Source organism: Citrobacter sp. Cpo069 (assembly GCF_030332785.1).
In the GTDB taxonomy this organism is placed as follows: Bacteria; Pseudomonadota; Gammaproteobacteria; order Enterobacterales; family Enterobacteriaceae; genus Citrobacter; species Citrobacter portucalensis.
The window spans coordinates 98,868-115,758 of sequence record NZ_JAOWHD010000037.1 but is presented as its reverse complement, the minus strand read 5'-3'; the positions used below and the strand labels follow the sequence as shown (position 1 = coordinate 115,758).

The following is a 16,891-nucleotide window of genomic DNA, read 5'->3' as shown; positions in this document are numbered from 1 at the left end:
TCCCCGCCACTGTTTTATCGTCATGGAACTCTTATGCGCATCCTTCACACGTCTGACTGGCATCTGGGCCAAAATTTCTACAGCAAGAGCCGCGCCGCTGAACATCAGGCCTTTCTCGACTGGCTGCTGGAAACGGCACAATCCCAGCAGGTGGATGCCATTATTGTGGCGGGCGATATTTTCGATACCGGCTCACCGCCAAGCTACGCCCGTGAGCTGTATAACCGTTTTGTCGTCAATTTGCAGCAAACTGGCTGTCATCTGGTCGTGCTGGCAGGCAACCACGATTCCGTCGCCACGCTCAATGAATCCCGCGATATTCTGGCGTTTCTCAACACCACGGTCGTTGCCAGCGCCGGCCATGCGCCGCAGGTGCTGCCGCAACGTGATGGCACGCCGGGAGCGATCCTGTGTCCGGTTCCTTTCTTACGACCACGTGACATCATTACCAGCCAGGCCGGGCTAACCGGACAAGAAAAACAGCAGCATCTGCTGGGGGCAATCACCGACTATTACCAGCAGCAGTATCAGGACGCCTGCACGCTGCGTGGCGAGCGAAACCTGCCCATCATTGCGACCGGGCATTTGACCACCGTTGGCGCCAGTAAAAGTGACGCCGTACGTGACATTTATATCGGTACGCTGGACGCCTTCCCGGCGCAAAACTTTCCACCTGCGGACTACATCGCACTGGGGCATATTCACCGGGCGCAGGTTATCGGCGGGACGGACCATATTCGCTACTGCGGTTCACCGATTGCCCTCAGTTTTGACGAGTGCGGCAAAAGCAAATGTGTACATCTGGTGAGTTTCGAAGCGGGGAGACTCAGCGCCGTTGAAAATCTCACCGTACCGGTCACCCAGCCGCTTGCGGTACTGAAAGGCGATTTAGCCGCCATTACCGCCCAGCTTGAACAGTGGCGTAACGTGCCACAAGAGCCGCCGATATGGCTGGATATTGAAATCACCACCGACGACTATCTGCATGACATGCAACGTAAGATCCAGGCCTTAACCGAAGATTTACCGGTCGAGGTGTTATTGGTGCGCCGCAGTCGGGAACAACGTGAACGTATTATGGCCAATGAACGACGCGAAACGTTAAGCGAGCTAAGCGTAACGGAAGTTTTTGACCGCCGCCTGGCGCTGGAAGAGCTCGAGGAGCCTCAGCGTGAGCGGTTGAATCAGCTGTTTAGCGCAACCTTACACACGCTTGCCGGGGAGAGTGAAGCATGAAAATTCTCAGCCTGCGCCTGAAGAACCTCAACTCCCTGAAGGGAGAATGGAAAGTCGATTTCACAGCAGAACCTTTTGCCAGCAACGGGTTGTTCGCCATTACCGGGCCAACGGGCGCGGGGAAAACCACCCTGCTGGACGCGATTTGCCTCGCCCTGTACCACGAAACACCGCGCCTGAATACCGTGTCACAGTCGCAAAACGACCTGATGACTCGCGATACCGCGGAGTGTCTGGCCGAAGTTGAGTTTGAGGTGCGCGGCGAAGCCTACCGCGCATTCTGGAGCCAGAACCGGGCGCGCAATCAGCCCGAGGGCAACCTGCAGGTCCCGCGCGTAGAGCTAGCCCGCTGCGCTGACGGTAAAATCCTCGCCGATAAAGTCAAAGACAAGCTGGAGATGACAGCCGAGCTTACCGGGCTGGATTACGGGCGTTTTACCCGTTCGATGCTGCTGTCTCAGGGCCAGTTTGCCGCCTTTCTTAATGCCAAACCGAAAGAGCGCGCCGAGCTTCTGGAAGAGTTAACTGGTACTGAGATCTACGGCCAAATCTCCGCCATGGTGTTTGAAAAGCACAAGTCGGCGCGTACGGAGCTGGAAAAACTGCAGGCCCAGGCCAGCGGCGTGGCGCTGTTAGCACCAGAGCAGGTGCAGTCCCTGACGGAAAGTTTGCAGGTACTTACTGACGAAGAAAAACAATACCTTACCAGCCAACAAATCCAGCAACAGCACCTCAACTGGCTTATTCGGCAAAATGAGCTTCAGACGGACATAAACCGCCACCAGCAGGCATTACAGGCAGCACTTCAGGCGCAAGAAGACGCGCAGCCGCAGCTGGCAGCGCTGAGCCTGGCGCAGCCGGCCAGAGCATTGCGCCCTCACTGGGAGCGAATCCAGGAACAAACGGCTACTATCGAGCGTACGCGCCAGAAGATTCAGGAAGTGAATACTCGCTTACAAAGCAGCTTAGCGCTGCGCGGGCGCATCCGTCAGCAGGCGCACACGCAGTCAGCCGCTATGCTGGCCGAACAACAGACGTTAACCCACTGGCTGAACGAGCATGACCGCTTCCGCTTATGGAGTAGCGAACTGGCTGGCTGGAAAGCGCTGCTGGCGCAACAGTCCGACGCCAGCACCCAGCTACGCCAGTGGCAGCAGCTGCGGGAGAATGACACACGTAAGCTCGATGCACTGGCGCTTCCTGCGCTGACCCTTTCGCCGCAGGAAGTGACAGAAGCGCTGGCGCAACATGTGCAGCTTCGTCCGCTACGCCAGCGGCTCAGTAATCTGCTCGGGCAAATCGCCCCGAAGCAAAAGCAGCTGGCACAGTTACGCACTACGCTTGTACAACGTCAGCAAGAGCTGACCCAGCGCAACGCGGTACTCGCCGAGAAACGCCAGCGCTATAAAGATAAAAACCAGCAGCTTACCGATGTGAGACTCATTTGCGAACAGGAAGCCCGCATCAAAGATCTGGAAAGCCATCGGGCATTACTGGAATCCGGCAAACCTTGTCCGCTTTGTGGCTCTACTACACATCCGGCTATCGAGCGTTACCAGACGCTTGAGCTGAGCGTAAATCAGGCACGACGTGAAGCGCTGGAAAAAGAGGTCAAAACGCTGGCCGATGAGGGCTCAACCCTGCGCGGGCAGCTTGAGGCGATAACGCAGCAACTTCAGCGCGATGAACACGAAGCACAGAGGCTTTCTCAGGAGGAGCAAGCACTTACTCAAGAGTGGCTGACCGTCACCGCCAGTCTCAACGTATCGTTACAACCACAGGATGACATTGCCCCGTGGCTGACCGCTCAGGAAGAGTACGAACAACAGCTTCACCAGTTAAGCTTGCGTCATACCCTGCAGGCGCAAATCGCCGCGCATACCGAACAGATTACTCAACTCCAACAGCATATTGACCAGCGCCAGGCGACGTTAACCTCAGAGCTGGATCGTCATGGTCTGGCCCTTCCGCCCGAGGATGAAGTCTCCTCATGGTTAAGCGAACGGGCGAACGAAGCGCAAATGTGGCAACAGCGCCAGAATGAACTGACCGAGATACAGGCCCGGATTGCCCAACTTGCGCCGCTGCTGGAAACGCTGCCTGAATCTGAGGCGCTTTCTGAAATCATTGAGGATCTGTCGCTGGAAAACTGGCGGCAGGTGCACGACGATTGCCTCTCTTTACAGGGACAGTGGCAAACCTTGCAGCAGCAGGAAGCACAGGACGTTCAGCGCGCTGCAGACATTCAGGCGCAGTTTGATGCCGCATTACAGGCCAGCATCTTTGACAACCGTGACGCCTTTATTGCCGCCCTGCTGGATGAAGAGACCTTCAACCGTCTTGAGCTGTTGAAACAATCGCTGGAAAACCAGCAACAACAGGCACAAACGCTGCTTAATCAGGCCCAGCAGGCGCTGGTGACTCATCAACAGCAGCAACCAACCGGGGTGGATCTCACGCTCACGGCACAACATCTTCGCGACACGCTGGCGCAGCTCACCCAACTGCTGCGGGATAACACCACTCGTCAGGGAGAAATTCGCCAGCAGCTCAGGCAGGATACTGAAAACCGCCAGCAGCAGCAGGCGCTGATGCAGGAGATTGAAAAAGTCGCGCAGCAGGTCGAAGACTGGGGCTATCTGAATGCGCTGATCGGCTCGAAAGAGGGAGATAAGTTCCGCAAATTTGCCCAGGGGCTGACGCTGGATAACCTGGTCTGGCTTGCCAACAACCAGTTAACCCGTCTGCACGGTCGCTATTTGTTGCAGCGCAAAGCCAGCGAAGCGCTGGAGCTGGAAGTGGTCGATACCTGGCAAGCCGATGCGGTGCGTGACACGCGTACGCTCTCCGGCGGCGAGAGCTTCCTGGTGAGTCTGGCGCTGGCGCTGGCATTGTCCGATCTGGTCAGCCACAAAACACGAATTGACTCCCTGTTCCTCGACGAAGGCTTCGGCACGCTGGACAGCGAAACGCTGGATACCGCGCTGGACGCACTGGATGCACTCAACGCTACCGGTAAAACCATTGGCGTGATCAGCCACGTCGAAGCAATGAAAGAACGCATTCCGGTGCAAATCAAAGTGAAAAAAATCAACGGGCTGGGCTACAGCAAACTCGACAACACTTTCAGAGTGGAATGACGCTGATTTTTCGACGTATTGATATTGCCGACAAGATCGGCAATATCATTCCCTGCATATTATTCTTACGCTTAAAAAATAACCGCTAGCGGTAAATCATATCAAAGGTCGCCGTGGCGTTGATTTCGCCGGCCCGCAAGTTCTCATTTAAACGTATGACGTGAGCTTTAAACGGCAGAGCGACGCTCCCTTCTGCACCATTTTTTATCGTGGACAGGAGCTCGCCAAAATTCACTAACCGATCGTTATATAAAATTTGTACACCGACACCTTGCGCAGACGTCGGAGAATCAAGATCATTTAATGTCAGAATAGTGCTATCGCCTGCTGCCGTTGTACCAGAAAATAATACATTGACATTGGTATCCTGATCGCACGTCAAATCAATTTTAAAATCAACCGCATCACCAGTATCACCCGGGTTATTCAGGCTGACAGTTTTAAAGTAACGCCCCAAATTAACAGAAATATTCTTACTATTAAGTACACAACTGGCACTGTTAACTACCACATCTGCATCGGTAAAGTTAATATGAAGTTGGGCGGCGGATTCATATATTCGGGAAGCACTAAATCGTGATAATTGCAAGGGAGTATCTGTAATAGGTTGCCCGGTTGAGATTAATCGCACCTCAAACATTGCCGATACATTTGTGTATTCACACCCCTTACATGTTTTATTACCCTCGGCCTTTGCCGGAGAATAAAAAATACGGGCATCACTTGGTGAGTAGCTTTTGCCACTATCAACAGACAACCACCAAATTTTAATCCCAATGCCTGGGTTATTCGTCTGATAAACATATTCTTCAACACCATTTACCAGCGTCAATGATGAGTCATCATATCCACGATAGATTGGGTGCACCCCATTACAAAATATATCCGATTGATTTGGAGCACTAAGATAACCGCTATCCCATAGGACAGTTCCTGCAGGGACATCGCGCTGAGCGTTAATAGTCGGAACGGTGACCGTATAGGTTGCAGCTGTCGTATCATTTTTATAATAACATGAAGCATAACTTACCACTGACCAGTTTAGTACAAAAAATACAATCACATACCTAATGAAGGATATCATTATCACTTTCACCTTTATTTACACTCTGCCGCTAATATAGCAACGGTTTTGTTGGTAAGTTCATCGGCAGGAATAGCAATCTGCGCGGTACACTGCTGTGTTGCTTTCTCACCCCACTTCACCATAACGCGATCGCCTGCCGATACACCGGTTAAATAAACCTGTCCATTATCACCCACGATACTGGCATAATTTTTTTCGTTTTCCCCTGCCAATGCCGCAAGCGCGCCGAAAGGAACGTTATTTCCATTATGTTGTAGCGTTAACAAAACACGTATACCGGTGCGTGCAGAAAATGTTGCCAGTGTGACCGCACCACGCGAAGGAATCACCTGTTTGACGGGCTCCTCAATATCAACCTGCGGGTTACTTGCCGTATTCAATATAATGTTATTCGTTCGATAGGGTGAGGCATATGGAATAACAGCGTAGCCATAGGAATCAGTATATACGCCGGTACTGTTTTCTACTTTAATATCAGGCCCATCGTCGGCATCCACTAAGGTCACCGTTTCAGGTAGCGACTGTGCTAAAGTAAACCCGCCAGCATGGCCGATAATCCCACCTTGTAACTTATAATTCACTTGCCTGCTGTTGTTGTCATAATTGTACCCACCAGAAACAGAGCCAAATGAGCCTTGCCAGGTGGCATTCATACTTCCATTCTCCCCCATTCCATTATTCCCCCAGGACTGCTGGAGATTATAATTGAGGTTATCATCCTGCAATGCAGTACCACTGATCCCAATCAGATGTTGCTGACTACGATGACGGTTATCTGTATAAGTATAATTCGCCCAGGCACTGGGTAACCATTTATCTAAGGGAATACTGACAGTAAATGAAACCTGCTCATCACGATGTGAGGTTGGCGTTTGCGTCAACGAATAGTTGAGCATAAATCGGATCCGTTCCCAGTTCTGGTTATAACCGACAGAAACCGTGCGCTCATAACCCGCCAGCCCCCAGTAATCTTGCTGATAACCGGAGAGATAGAAAGAACCTAGCTCATTCAGGCTCTGGCTGATATTTACCTGAAAGCGGCTACGACGGTTATTGGTATTGCGATAAGCATAAAAACTGTCGTCATCAATATCGTTAGTTCGGTTATTTAACGTTTCCGTAAACGTATAAAAATTACGGGTAGAGTATCGATAACTCGCAAGCGTAAGATTGGTGTTGGTCGTATCAATATTCTTCGCATACTGGGCACGATAAGACATCCCCTGCCAGACGTTATCAGCCACTTCGCTTCTGGCCGTTGTGGCATCAAACGATAACGCGCCAAAATCATGAAGATCAATACCAAAACCTAATGCCGCGGAACGATAAAAATCACTGCCCAACACGCCGCTATACACGGTAAAACCATAAGGCAACCCATAGATAAGTTGCGCTTCGACCAGATTAGGATCCTCTGATGTATCATTATTTTGGTAATGCCCGGCGGCAACGCTATATTGCAATGCCCCCTGTCGCTGCATGATAGGTAAAGAAGACGACGTCTGAACGAAGCTACGCTCACTCCCATCGGCCTCCGTGATTGTTATATCAAAATCACTGCCGGAAGATACCTGCGGTACATCCGTAATTTCAAACGCCCCTGCGCTGACATAGGTTTGATAGAGAGTGTAGCCATTTTGCTTAATGGTCACCTTAGCATCGCTTTTCGCAATTCCCCGGATCACCGGCGCAAACCCTTGTTGGCTATAGGGCAGCATAGCGGTATCTGTTTGCAGACGAATACCACGAATCGGAAGGCTGTCAAAAATATCTCCCGCAGTAGAGCTATCGCCGAGCGTAAGTTGGCTACGCAGGCGCTTTATATCCCGCTGAATATACGTCGAAATGTTTTCCCAACCATCTCCGCTTTGGTAATTTCCATTGTTTCGTATGCGCCACGGCCCTACATTCAGTCCACTGTTTAAACTCAGGTAATTTTGTGTCGACGAGCCCTGAGAGCTGTAGTGTGTTTTAGAGCCGCTATAGTAATAACCCAACAGGGCAGCAGGTATCCCATCATCCCAATTATCAGGGTCGATATACCCCTGCACTTCCTGATTAACAGCAACTTGCGGAACACGAATATCCAGCCGTTGTTGCTGAGTGGAGAAAGTCCAGGAAGCCTCTTCAATGTAACGTCCGATATCATCAACCGTGGCGTCATCAGACATCGTTTTCATCAATGGCATTTTGCTGACATTGACGCCATAGGCGGCCAGTTCTGATTTTTTTAACACGGGAATGAGTGCGGTATGGGCTTCATTAAGCACATACGTCACATTCTTTTTTTCAACAAAATGATTATTAAAATAAACAGAACTGAGGTAGACGCCTGGTGCAAGCGCATTATCGTCTAAAAAAGTACGGATCGCCTCTGCGCTGTCTATTGGGGAATCAAAACGTAGCGCATCAATATTAAACTCATCATCAGCAACTTGTGATTCAGCGATACAAAACGGACTACACAACATCAATGCGGCGGCAATAGCTGATAATTTCAATGAGAGAATTTCATGATAATTATTGATAGGCCGCATATTGTGGATATCCTTATCCGCCGAATTTAAAGTGACTTTTCCTGTTCGGAAGTGGCATTACCGTAGTCGTCAATTGCGCTCCACCGAACAGACTTAGCGTTCCCACCCGGTAGGGAATAGATCATTTTTGAATAGGGTGAAATCATCATAGACACAGCAGAAAGCGTATCTTTCGGCGGCTTTACCTCTTTGCCGTCAACGGTCATATTATGCAAAGAAATATAGTATGCCGTCGGGTTATCCACAGCCAAACGTCTACCTGAAACCGAAAATATCAGGCTTTTGTATGCTTCTTGCGCGTCGCTTTTATTTAATCCCTTTGGTCGCCATATCAGCTTAATACGACTGCGGGTAGCCAATTGTAGCTTACTTTGTTGTACTAACACTTTAGGCGTCGCTTCGATAGACTTGATATTAGCCCAAAAAATTTGTTCACGATCTTTTGTCAGGATGCCATTTTTATCGACTGAGATAAAATGCAGGATATTTGTCTGTCCGCCAATAAGTTTAAATAACGGAGGAGTAATAATAAGAGGAGGCTTACTTTTATCATTCTTATCGAAGTTATCAACCCATGCCTGAACAAGCTGATTTCCATTACCCGTATTTTTTACTGTTGCCTGAACTTCATCCACATCTCCAGGATAAATAATACGCGTATTACTAATTTGCACCCCCGCCGAAGCAGTGTTTTGAAAAAGAATGAATATTGCTGAAAACAGCAAACCAGAAATGTTGAGATTCATCATTCATCCCTTATGGCTAAATCTCGAAAAGAATTACAGGACATACCCTGATTATCCTATGGCATATCCTGTCTGAACTTACGTCACACCCACTCTACGTCCCTTATGGATAGTAAATGGTATAGGTTGTGGTTGCGGCAAACTCGCCGCCTTTGATACTCGCCGGATCAACGGTTGCCACAACTTTTGATGTGAAGTTAAACGTCAGGTCATTTTCTTCGCTTGCCCCGGTCGTTTGAGCAAAAGCAGAGTTCGCTTCGTCGTTAAAAACGACTTTATCATTGCTGGCATCAGCGCCATAAACCACAATACCAACACCGGTATCAACGCCGCCAGTAAGCGCTTTCAGCTGCGTATTTTCCGTTGCGGTATCACCTGCAAAGGTCAGGTTTACCACAGTATTTGCCGGGCACTTAGTCAATTTAATTGCAAATGGCTGAACCTGAGACGCTTCTTCGCCAATACCAGCAAAGGCGTTCGTCCCCAGCGGGGTAAAGGGTACCTGAACATCTTCGCTGTCTGTATCAACCTGGCAAGGTGGGTTAATAATAGTACCGGTAAAAGTGACGGTGCCCTGGTCATCAGTTAAGTCTGCCGCATGCGCAACATTGATAGCCGCAACAAGCAACAAAGAGGCAGAAAGGAGTACTTTCTTTTTCATGTAAAATTTCCCTATAATATATTTTATTATCTTTCGAATGCTGTCTCTGAAATTCCCGCCAAAGACTTTTGCATATAAAAATCCCAAACAGTCCTCAGAAGAGGTCCGAAAGATAGAATCTTATGCGTTCTAACCCAATGGATATTGTGGTCGGCATATATAATATAATATGATTTTTATTTCATCAATAGCACAAAGACAAAAAACAATACCATTATAAAACAGTAAGTTAAAATAAATTAATCACACAAAGAAAAACAATATTTAAATAATTTATAGCTATGCGTTTTATATATAAAAAATAAATCACTATCGATTCATATTCGTTATGAATACAACAACCCATTCCCAACCAGAAACCGCCCATCAATAAAACATTATTTTAGTGTATTTTATATATTGAAAAGACTACAATTCCGAGTCCGTATGTTATCGGCATCTAACATGCAAATAATTGCTTTCAAGAATAATTGCAATCGTTCGTTCAGACTTCACAAATATGATAGCATTAGCCCTACTTAGCTGTTGTTGCTGTGTATGACAGGTGGTATGAAAAAAGTCATTTTCTCTTTAGCCCTGGGGACGTTTGGGCTGGGCATGGCCGAGTTTGGCATCATGGGTGTACTCACCGAATTGGCGCGGGACGTGGGAATCTCCATTCCTGCCGCTGGCCATATGATTTCGTTTTACGCCTTTGGCGTGGTGCTTGGCGCGCCCATTATTGCACTCTTTTCCAGCCGCTTTTCGCTCAAGCATATTCTGCTGTTTCTGGTCACGCTGTGTGTGATTGGCAACGCCATTTTCACCCTCTCCTCCTCGTATTTTATGCTGGCGGTGGGCAGGCTAGTTTCAGGCTTCCCGCACGGCGCCTTTTTTGGCGTTGGCGCAATTATCCTGTCGAAGCTCGCCCGCCCGGGAAAAGTCACCGCCGCCGTCGCGGGCATGATTTCGGGTATGACCGTTGCCAATCTGGTTGGCATTCCCGTCGGCACCTGGCTGAGTCAGGAATTTAGCTGGCGCTATACGTTCCTGCTGATTGCCGTCTTTAATATCGCCGTGATGGTCTCGGTCGCTTTTTGGGTGCCCAACATCAGCGATGAAGCAAAAGGAAACCTGCGCGAACAATTTCACTTTTTGAAAAGCCCCGCCCCGTGGCTCATTTTCTCCGCCACCATGTTTGGTAACGCCGGGGTTTTCGCCTGGTTTAGCTACGTCAAACCATACATGATGTTCATCTCCGGCTTTTCCGAAGCGCTGATGACCTTCATCATGATGCTGGTAGGATTAGGAATGGTGTTGGGAAATCTGCTGAGCGGTCGGCTGTCTGGTCGCTATACGCCGCTGCGCATTGCGGTGATAACCGACTTCGTGATTGTGCTGGCTCTGCTGTTACTCTTTGCCTTTGGCGGGATCAAAGCCGCGTCACTGACCTTCGCCTTTATTTGCTGCGCGGGCCTGTTTGCCCTGTCGGCACCGCTGCAAATTTTATTGCTGCAAAATGCTAAAGGAGGGGAGCTGCTGGGTGCGGCTGGCGGGCAAATTGCCTTTAACCTCGGCAGCGCGATTGGCGCTTACTGCGGTGGCATGATGCTGATGCTGGGCTTTGCCTACAACTACGTGACGCTGCCGGCGGCACTGCTGTCGTTTTCTGCGATGTCGTCACTGCTGCTGTACGGTCGCCTGAAGCGCGCAGTACCCCAGATGACACACGCTGCCGGATAGCATCTGCGCTACCCGGCTACGCGAACCTTACTCCTGCGGCCACAGCCAGGCCGCACCGCGTACGCCACTGGAATCCCCGTGTAGCGCCTTGCGTAGAGGCGTTTCGCATTCGCCGCCAAAGACAAACTGCTTAATCAACGTCGGAACGTTTTGATACAGTCGGTCGACATTGCTCATTCCGCCCCCCAGCACAATGACGTCCGGATCGAGAATATTCACCACATGTGCCAATGATTTCGCCAGACGACGCTCATAGCGGCTCAACGCCTGCTCCGCAGGAGCATCCTGCGCAGTAACAAGGCTGATAATTTCATTGCCTTTGAGCTGCTTACCGCTCAGACGCTGGTAGTCGGTGGCAAAGCCGGTCCCGGAAATGAAGGTTTCAATGCAGCCTTGTTTACCGCAATAACAGGGGACTTCCTGTCGGAAACACAGCTCATCTTCGTCCATCCATGGCAGCGGATTATGCCCCCACTCGCCCGCGGTACCGTTGCCACCCGTGTGCGCCCGACCATTCAGTGCCACGCCTGCGCCACATCCAGTGCCGATAATCACCGCAAACACGGTTTGCGCCCCGGCCGCCGCACCATCCACCGCTTCTGAAACCGCCAGACAGTTGGCATCATTTGCCAACCGCACTTCACGATTCAGACGCGAACTCAGGTCTTTGTCAAAAGGTTGTCCGTTAAGCCAGGTCGAGTTGGCATTCTTTACCACCCCGGTGTAGGGCGAGATTGAACCTGGAATGCCCATTCCCACGGTTCCCGTCTGCCCGGTGGCGTTTTCCGCCATCTCCACCAGCGTGGCGATGGTTTCTATCGTTTGCCGATAATCATCACGCGGCGTGGGCAGGCGATGGCGAAAAAGCTGCTCGCCCGCATCGCCAAGCGCAATAACTTCCGTTTTCGTACCGCCCAAATCGATACCTATACGCACTGTTTGCTCCTCTTCCCGATTAACAATGCAAGCATAGCGACAATTCGCTATCATGCCCGCTGGATTTAACGACAAGGCCGTGGAAATTATCATGCTGTGGTTCAAAAATTTAATGGTTTACCGTCTTAGCCGCGATGTTTCTTTGCGAGCCGAAGAGATGGAAAAACAGCTGGCATCAATGACGTTCACCCCTTGCGGTAGCCAGGATATGGCAAAAATGGGCTGGGTTCCGCCGATGGGATCGCACAGCGATGCATTAACGCATACCGCCAATGGCCAAATTATTATCTGCGCCCGCAAAGAAGAAAAAATTCTGCCGTCGCCGGTTATCAAACAGGCGCTGGAAGCCAAAATATTCAAACTGGAAGCTGAGCAAGGTCGCAAACTTAAGAAGACCGAAAAAGACTCGCTGAAAGATGAAGTTCTGCACTCATTGCTGCCGCGCGCCTTTAGCCGCTTCAGCCAGACAATGATGTGGATCGATACCGTCAACGATCTGATCATGGTTGATTGTGCGAGCGCGAAAAAAGCCGAAGATACGCTGGCGCTGCTGCGTAAGAGTCTCGGTTCACTGCCGGTCGTTCCGCTGACGATGGAAAACCCTATTGAGCTGACGCTGACTGAATGGGTTCGCTCCGGCACCACGGCGCAGGGCTTCCAACTGCTGGATGAAGCTGAACTGAAAGCGATCCTTGAAGACGGCGGTGTGATCCGCGCGAAAAAACAGGATCTGGTCTGCGACGAAATCGCCGTGCATATCGAAGCGGGCAAACTGGTCACTAAGCTGGCCCTCGACTGGCAGCAGCGCATTCAGTTCGTTATGTGTGACGACGGCTCCATTAAGCGTCTGAAGTTCAGCGACGAGCTGCGCGATCAAAATGAAGATATCGACCGCGAAGATTATGCTCAGCGTTTTGATGCCGATTTCATCCTGATGACAGGTGAACTGGCGGCGCTGATTAAAAGTCTGGTGGAAGGATTAGGCGGCGAAGCGCAACGTTAAGCCGTGTTTAGCGAATGGCGACTCAATATCGCCATTCGTCATTTTACGCTTACAGGTAACGGCAAAGATAGGATGTTGGCTCTGCTACCTGCAGATGAAACTCGCTGTTGCCCGGTACGTTAAACACGTCTCCTGCGGCATACACTTTCCACTCGGTTTCCCCTGGCAGCAGCACGTTCAGTGCGCCACTAACTACCGTCATCTCTTCAGGCGCCGCAGTACCAAAGGTATATTCACCTTCAGCCATCACGCCTACACTGGCGCGGCCAGTACTGCTGCTGGTAAAACCGATCGATTTTACTTTGCCGGAAAAGTATTCATTACTTTGAAGCATACAACTGGCCCTATCTCGTGATTAAGTTAGGAACCAATATAGGGGGCTGACGTTCCACCTGTCACGCAAAATTACGCCAGCAATTCCGAAGCCAGTCGGGCAATCAACACATTGGACAGCAGAACCGGGACATCCAGCGACTTTTGCAGTAAATCACGATGACGTTGATGAAACCCCAGGCAGTCCAGCATAAGAACATCAGCACCCTGCTCAAGGAGATATTTCCCGGCATCAATCAGCTGTTGTTCAGAACCTTCTACTGGATTCGCCACGGCGTACACTGGCGGAGTTTGTAACACCTGCCACTTTTGTGTCTGGGCTTTGAGCAATTCAGCAACAGGTACAATGACCCCAACCTGATGCCCTTCGACAATTGAAGCCACTAACGGGGGAATAATGCGTATGGGTTCCAACAAGATACTATTGCGGGCGGTCAGACGGGTGATTGAGGCGGTACTCATCAGCAGGATCACATCAAATCCCTGATTATCGAGAACCTCCACAATGCTTTGCAGCGAGCGTTCCACTTTTTGACGTGAGACATGAGCAAGTTGGTGGTCGCTAAGCAGCGTTAATAACAGCTCGTCACCGGGTGAAGCTCCGTACTCAGCCATCACATCTTCTCGCTGCATCTGCCCCAGCAGACTGTGGTGAGTAATGTGCTGTTCATCAATATATTCCGTCAGGAGCGGTAACATCTCACACATCGGCACAACGCCAATCGTGAGGATAGCCAACGACGTACTCATTTGTTGCTCCACCGTCTTCTTACTTTGCTGTGAAATCCCGGATAAGTGCCGGGCGCTGACCTGTGCTACAAATGCTCAAAAGCGTAGCAGTAGATCGGCGGTGTATTGTGTAAAGATTCCAGATCATTCCAGTACTGGATTGTTATTGTTTAATTTTCAATTTTTACTGTATACGGCGAAATTTAAAATAATGTGATGCACGCCCGGACTGGCACTTTTAAGACTCGTGCCAGAGCGGTCTTCATATCAGGTTTTATCGGGGTCTTCGTAGCGTTTTTTAGCATCCATCGCTTCCTGAGCTGAAGGATGCTCACTGATCAACGAATTCGGTTTAGGGTGATCAGCACGAAGTTGATACCAGGTTACCGTCTGGCCTGGCGTCCCTTTTTCAACCGTAACAATGGTCGCTTGACGTGGGTAAGGTGGTTGTGTCGGCATAGTTCTTCCTTTTCACTGGATGAACATTAAGTATAGACACCGCCCTGCAACCGTGGCGCTGCCTGCGCCAGTATCCCAAGAATGTCTTCCACTACCTGCGAAGGCGGATTGGTGGCATCAACGATATAGTGCGCAGCCTCACGATACAGAACATCACGCTGGGCGAGCACTTCCTGAACCTCTTCGGTCAACGGTTTGCCGGTTAGAGTCGGTCGTAATCCTTCTTCAGGCGTGGCCTCCAGACGATCAACCAGTACCGATACCGGTGCGCTTAGATAGATAACCACGCCGTGGCTGCGCATGTAATGACGATTAAATTCGGTAAGAATGATACCGCCGCCGGTCGCAACAACCGTGGCAGGAGCGGTGACAGCCTGCAGAGCGGTCGTTTCCTGGGCACGAAACCCTTCCCATCCTTCTCTTTCGACGATTTCCGCCACGGTCATTTGCACGTGCGATTGCAACCAGCGATCGGTATCAACGAACTGGAAATCAATAGCCTTTGCCAGCGCCATACCGGTTGTCGTCTTACCACACCCCCGGGGGCCAACAAGAAAAAGAGGTTGCGTCATCACAGAATTTCCCCAGAGAGCCGCCAACAAGCGGGATCTGATGCGGTTAAAAATATAATCATATCATCAAACTAGTACATCGCCAAAACTGTAAAGAAAAAATTACAGAAAGAATGGCGAGATGAGTTAACCCCTACTATAACAAGAATTCACAATGAATAAAGTGTAAATAATAAATTACACACCCTATTTTCTACGCTGAACTTCCAGCCACCACTTATCCAGTTCAGCCGCAAAATGCTGTCTGTCGCGGGGCGAAAGGCTGTCCGGCCCCCCGGTCTGGATACCGCTGGCTCGCAGTGTATCCATAAAATCACGCATCATCAGACGCTCGCGGATCGTGGCTTCGGTATAGCGTTCGCCGCGCGGGTTAAGCGCCGCCGCACCTTTTTCAATCACTTCAGCCGCCAGCGGAATATCTGCCGTTATCACTAAATCACCGGCGCTGCACTGACGCACAATCTCGTTATCAGCCACGTCAAAGCCCGCAGGCACACGTAATGTGCTGATGAAACGCGAAGGCGGGACGCGCAGGCTTTGGTTGGCCACCAAAACAAGCGGCATTTGCATGCGCTCAGAGGCGCGGTACAAAATGTCTTTAATCACATTCGGACACGCATCGGCATCCACCCATATTGTCATAACTTCTCCCCACTGGTGTGCTGTCGCACATTGTCGCGTGCTTTTACTTTCAGGCAAAGTGCTGTTTCTCCTTCTGAACATATTCATTCCGCGCTAAGCTTAGCTTTCCCAGATTTACCCTAAATAATTCGGGTTGCAGGCAGGCGGCAAGAGAGTGAGTCCCGATGAGCTTACTCTGGTAAGTGATTCGGGTGAGCGAACGCAGCCAACGCACATGCAACTTGAAGTATGACGGGTATAAAACAATGAATATCATCCATAGGGAGTGACAAGATGGACAAGAAAATTGGTTTTATCGGCTGCGGTAATATGGGCAAAGCCATTCTTGGCGGCATGATCGCCAGCGGCCAGGTTCTCCCCGGACAAATCTGGGTCTACACCCCTTCCCCCGATAAGGTCGCCGCGCTACACGACCAGTACGGCATTAATGCGGCGCAGTCTGCACAAGAAGTCGCGCAAATCGCTGATATTGTTTTTGGGGCCGTAAAACCAGGCATCATGATTAAGGTGCTGAGTGAAATTACCTCCAGCCTGAACAAAGATTCCCTGGTCGTCTCGATTGCCGCAGGCGTCACTCTCGATCAGCTGGCCCGCGCGCTGGGTCATGACCGTAAAATCATTCGCGCGATGCCAAACACGCCGTCGCTGGTGAACGCCGGAATGACCTCCGTCACGCCGAACGCCTTAGTCACGCCAGAAGAAACAGCCGACGTGCTGAATATCTTCCGCTGCTTTGGTGAAGCAGAAGTCATTGCGGAGGCAATGATTCATCCGGTCGTTGGCGTCAGCGGTTCAGCACCGGCCTATGTATTTATGTTTATCGAAGCGATGGCTGATGCCGCCGTTCAGGGGGGGATGCCCCGCGCGCAGGCTTATAAATTTGCAGCACAAGCGGTAATGGGTTCGGCGAAAATGGTTCTGGAAACGGGTAAACATCCTGGCGAATTGAAGGATATGGTGTGCTCGCCAGGTGGAACCACCATTGAGGCGGTACGCGTCCTGGAAGAACGCGGTTTCCGTTCATCGGTGATTGAAGCGATGATTAAGTGCATGGAGCAGTCGGAAAAACTCAGCCGCTCCTGAGTTAA

General features: G+C 50.5%; 15 protein-coding genes. 5 read left to right on the top strand and 10 right to left on the bottom strand.

Annotated elements, in window-relative coordinates:
• Positions 1-33 precede the first annotated feature (33 nt).
• Together sbcD and sbcC are read left to right on the top strand one after the other, a co-directional pair.
• The gene (sbcD, locus tag OGY08_RS03135) at positions 34-1,236 is read left to right on the top strand and encodes an exonuclease subunit SbcD (RefSeq protein WP_032942519.1); all 1,203 of its coding nucleotides are present in this window, start codon (positions 34-36) and stop codon (positions 1,234-1,236) included.
• Positions 1,233-4,376 carry an exonuclease subunit SbcC gene (sbcC, locus tag OGY08_RS03130; protein WP_286565628.1) on the top strand — a complete coding sequence of 1,048 codons (3,144 nt, stop codon included), beginning with the start codon at positions 1,233-1,235 and terminating at the stop codon, positions 4,374-4,376. Before sbcD ends, sbcC begins: the two co-directional genes overlap by 4 nt.
• Positions 4,377-4,461: 85 nt before the next feature.
• On the opposite strand, the gene OGY08_RS03125 is transcribed toward sbcC, so the two are convergent.
• The 4 genes from OGY08_RS03125 to OGY08_RS03110 all read right to left on the bottom strand — a co-directional run bounded on the left by OGY08_RS03125 (position 4,462) and on the right by OGY08_RS03110 (position 9,407).
• Positions 4,462-5,460, bottom strand: coding sequence for a fimbrial protein (locus OGY08_RS03125; protein WP_060682669.1), 999 nt, complete (start codon positions 5,458-5,460; stop codon positions 4,462-4,464).
• A gap of 14 nt (positions 5,461-5,474) precedes the next feature.
• Entirely contained in the window at positions 5,475-8,000 is a 2,526-nt protein-coding gene (locus tag OGY08_RS03120) for a fimbria/pilus outer membrane usher protein (protein ID WP_125362839.1), read from the bottom strand.
• Between the two features lie 26 nt (positions 8,001-8,026).
• Positions 8,027-8,749, bottom strand: coding sequence for a fimbrial biogenesis chaperone (locus OGY08_RS03115; RefSeq protein WP_249418831.1), 723 nt, complete (start codon positions 8,747-8,749; stop codon positions 8,027-8,029).
• Between the two features lie 100 nt (positions 8,750-8,849).
• On the bottom strand, positions 8,850-9,407 hold the full coding sequence (locus OGY08_RS03110; protein WP_079934862.1) for a fimbrial protein: 558 nt from the start codon (positions 9,405-9,407) through the stop codon (positions 8,850-8,852).
• 549 nt (positions 9,408-9,956) lie between these two features.
• Between OGY08_RS03110 and araJ the strand changes: the two genes are divergently transcribed.
• The gene (gene araJ / locus OGY08_RS03105; RefSeq protein WP_286565623.1) at positions 9,957-11,129 is read left to right on the top strand and encodes an MFS transporter AraJ; all 1,173 of its coding nucleotides are present in this window, start codon (positions 9,957-9,959) and stop codon (positions 11,127-11,129) included.
• A 27-nt stretch (positions 11,130-11,156) separates the two neighbouring features.
• Here araJ and mak read toward each other — a convergent pair whose 3' ends face one another.
• Entirely contained in the window at positions 11,157-12,065 is a 909-nt protein-coding gene (gene mak, locus OGY08_RS03100) for a fructokinase (protein WP_286565621.1), read from the bottom strand.
• Between the two features lie 91 nt (positions 12,066-12,156).
• On the opposite strand from mak, the gene rdgC reads away from it, so the two are divergent.
• Positions 12,157-13,068, top strand: a complete 912-nt coding sequence (gene rdgC / locus OGY08_RS03095) for a recombination-associated protein RdgC (protein ID WP_003021479.1) — start codon at positions 12,157-12,159, stop codon at positions 13,066-13,068.
• Between the two features lie 49 nt (positions 13,069-13,117).
• Here the strand turns inward: rdgC and ppnP are convergent, their stop codons facing one another.
• From ppnP to OGY08_RS03070, 5 genes are all read right to left on the bottom strand, one after another.
• On the bottom strand, positions 13,118-13,402 hold the full coding sequence (gene ppnP / locus OGY08_RS03090) for a pyrimidine/purine nucleoside phosphorylase (protein ID WP_003021477.1): 285 nt from the start codon (positions 13,400-13,402) through the stop codon (positions 13,118-13,120).
• 71 nt (positions 13,403-13,473) lie between these two features.
• Positions 13,474-14,151 carry an AroM family protein gene (locus OGY08_RS03085; protein ID WP_003830963.1) on the bottom strand — a complete coding sequence of 226 codons (678 nt, stop codon included), beginning with the start codon at positions 14,149-14,151 and terminating at the stop codon, positions 13,474-13,476.
• 246 nt (positions 14,152-14,397) lie between these two features.
• The gene (gene yaiA, locus OGY08_RS03080; RefSeq protein WP_003021472.1) at positions 14,398-14,589 is read right to left on the bottom strand and encodes a protein YaiA; all 192 of its coding nucleotides are present in this window, start codon (positions 14,587-14,589) and stop codon (positions 14,398-14,400) included.
• A 26-nt stretch (positions 14,590-14,615) separates the two neighbouring features.
• On the bottom strand, positions 14,616-15,161 hold the full coding sequence (gene aroL / locus OGY08_RS03075; protein ID WP_008783910.1) for a shikimate kinase AroL: 546 nt from the start codon (positions 15,159-15,161) through the stop codon (positions 14,616-14,618).
• A gap of 186 nt (positions 15,162-15,347) precedes the next feature.
• Complete coding sequence (locus tag OGY08_RS03070) at positions 15,348-15,803, bottom strand: YaiI/YqxD family protein (RefSeq protein WP_008783909.1); 456 nt, start codon at positions 15,801-15,803, stop codon at positions 15,348-15,350.
• Between the two features lie 273 nt (positions 15,804-16,076).
• Here OGY08_RS03070 and proC point away from each other — a divergent pair, with 273 nt between their 5' ends.
• Positions 16,077-16,886, top strand: coding sequence for a pyrroline-5-carboxylate reductase (gene proC / locus OGY08_RS03065; RefSeq protein ID WP_008783907.1), 810 nt, complete (start codon positions 16,077-16,079; stop codon positions 16,884-16,886).
• Positions 16,887-16,891: the final 5 nt, after the last annotated feature.

Bases quoted from the DNA above. Each gene is read 5' to 3' on its own strand.
- ppnP (WP_003021477.1), bottom strand. From the start codon at position 13,402: ATGCTTCAAAGTAATGAATACTTTTCCGGCAAAGTAAAATCGATCGGT.
- yaiA (WP_003021472.1), bottom strand. From the start codon at position 14,589: ATGCCGACACAACCACCTTACCCACGTCAAGCGACCATTGTTACGGTT.
- rdgC (WP_003021479.1), top strand. From the start codon at position 12,157: ATGCTGTGGTTCAAAAATTTAATGGTTTACCGTCTTAGCCGCGATGTT.
- OGY08_RS03120 (WP_125362839.1), bottom strand. From the start codon at position 8,000: ATGCGGCCTATCAATAATTATCATGAAATTCTCTCATTGAAATTATCA.
- sbcC (WP_286565628.1), top strand. From the start codon at position 1,233: ATGAAAATTCTCAGCCTGCGCCTGAAGAACCTCAACTCCCTGAAGGGA.
- sbcD (WP_032942519.1), top strand. From the start codon at position 34: ATGCGCATCCTTCACACGTCTGACTGGCATCTGGGCCAAAATTTCTAC.
- OGY08_RS03085 (WP_003830963.1), bottom strand. From the start codon at position 14,151: ATGAGTACGTCGTTGGCTATCCTCACGATTGGCGTTGTGCCGATGTGT.
- araJ (WP_286565623.1), top strand. From the start codon at position 9,957: ATGAAAAAAGTCATTTTCTCTTTAGCCCTGGGGACGTTTGGGCTGGGC.
- OGY08_RS03115 (WP_249418831.1), bottom strand. From the start codon at position 8,749: ATGATGAATCTCAACATTTCTGGTTTGCTGTTTTCAGCAATATTCATT.
- OGY08_RS03070 (WP_008783909.1), bottom strand. From the start codon at position 15,803: ATGACAATATGGGTGGATGCCGATGCGTGTCCGAATGTGATTAAAGAC.
- OGY08_RS03110 (WP_079934862.1), bottom strand. From the start codon at position 9,407: ATGAAAAAGAAAGTACTCCTTTCTGCCTCTTTGTTGCTTGTTGCGGCT.
- proC (WP_008783907.1), top strand. From the start codon at position 16,077: ATGGACAAGAAAATTGGTTTTATCGGCTGCGGTAATATGGGCAAAGCC.
- aroL (WP_008783910.1), bottom strand. From the start codon at position 15,161: ATGACGCAACCTCTTTTTCTTGTTGGCCCCCGGGGGTGTGGTAAGACG.
- OGY08_RS03125 (WP_060682669.1), bottom strand. From the start codon at position 5,460: ATGATATCCTTCATTAGGTATGTGATTGTATTTTTTGTACTAAACTGG.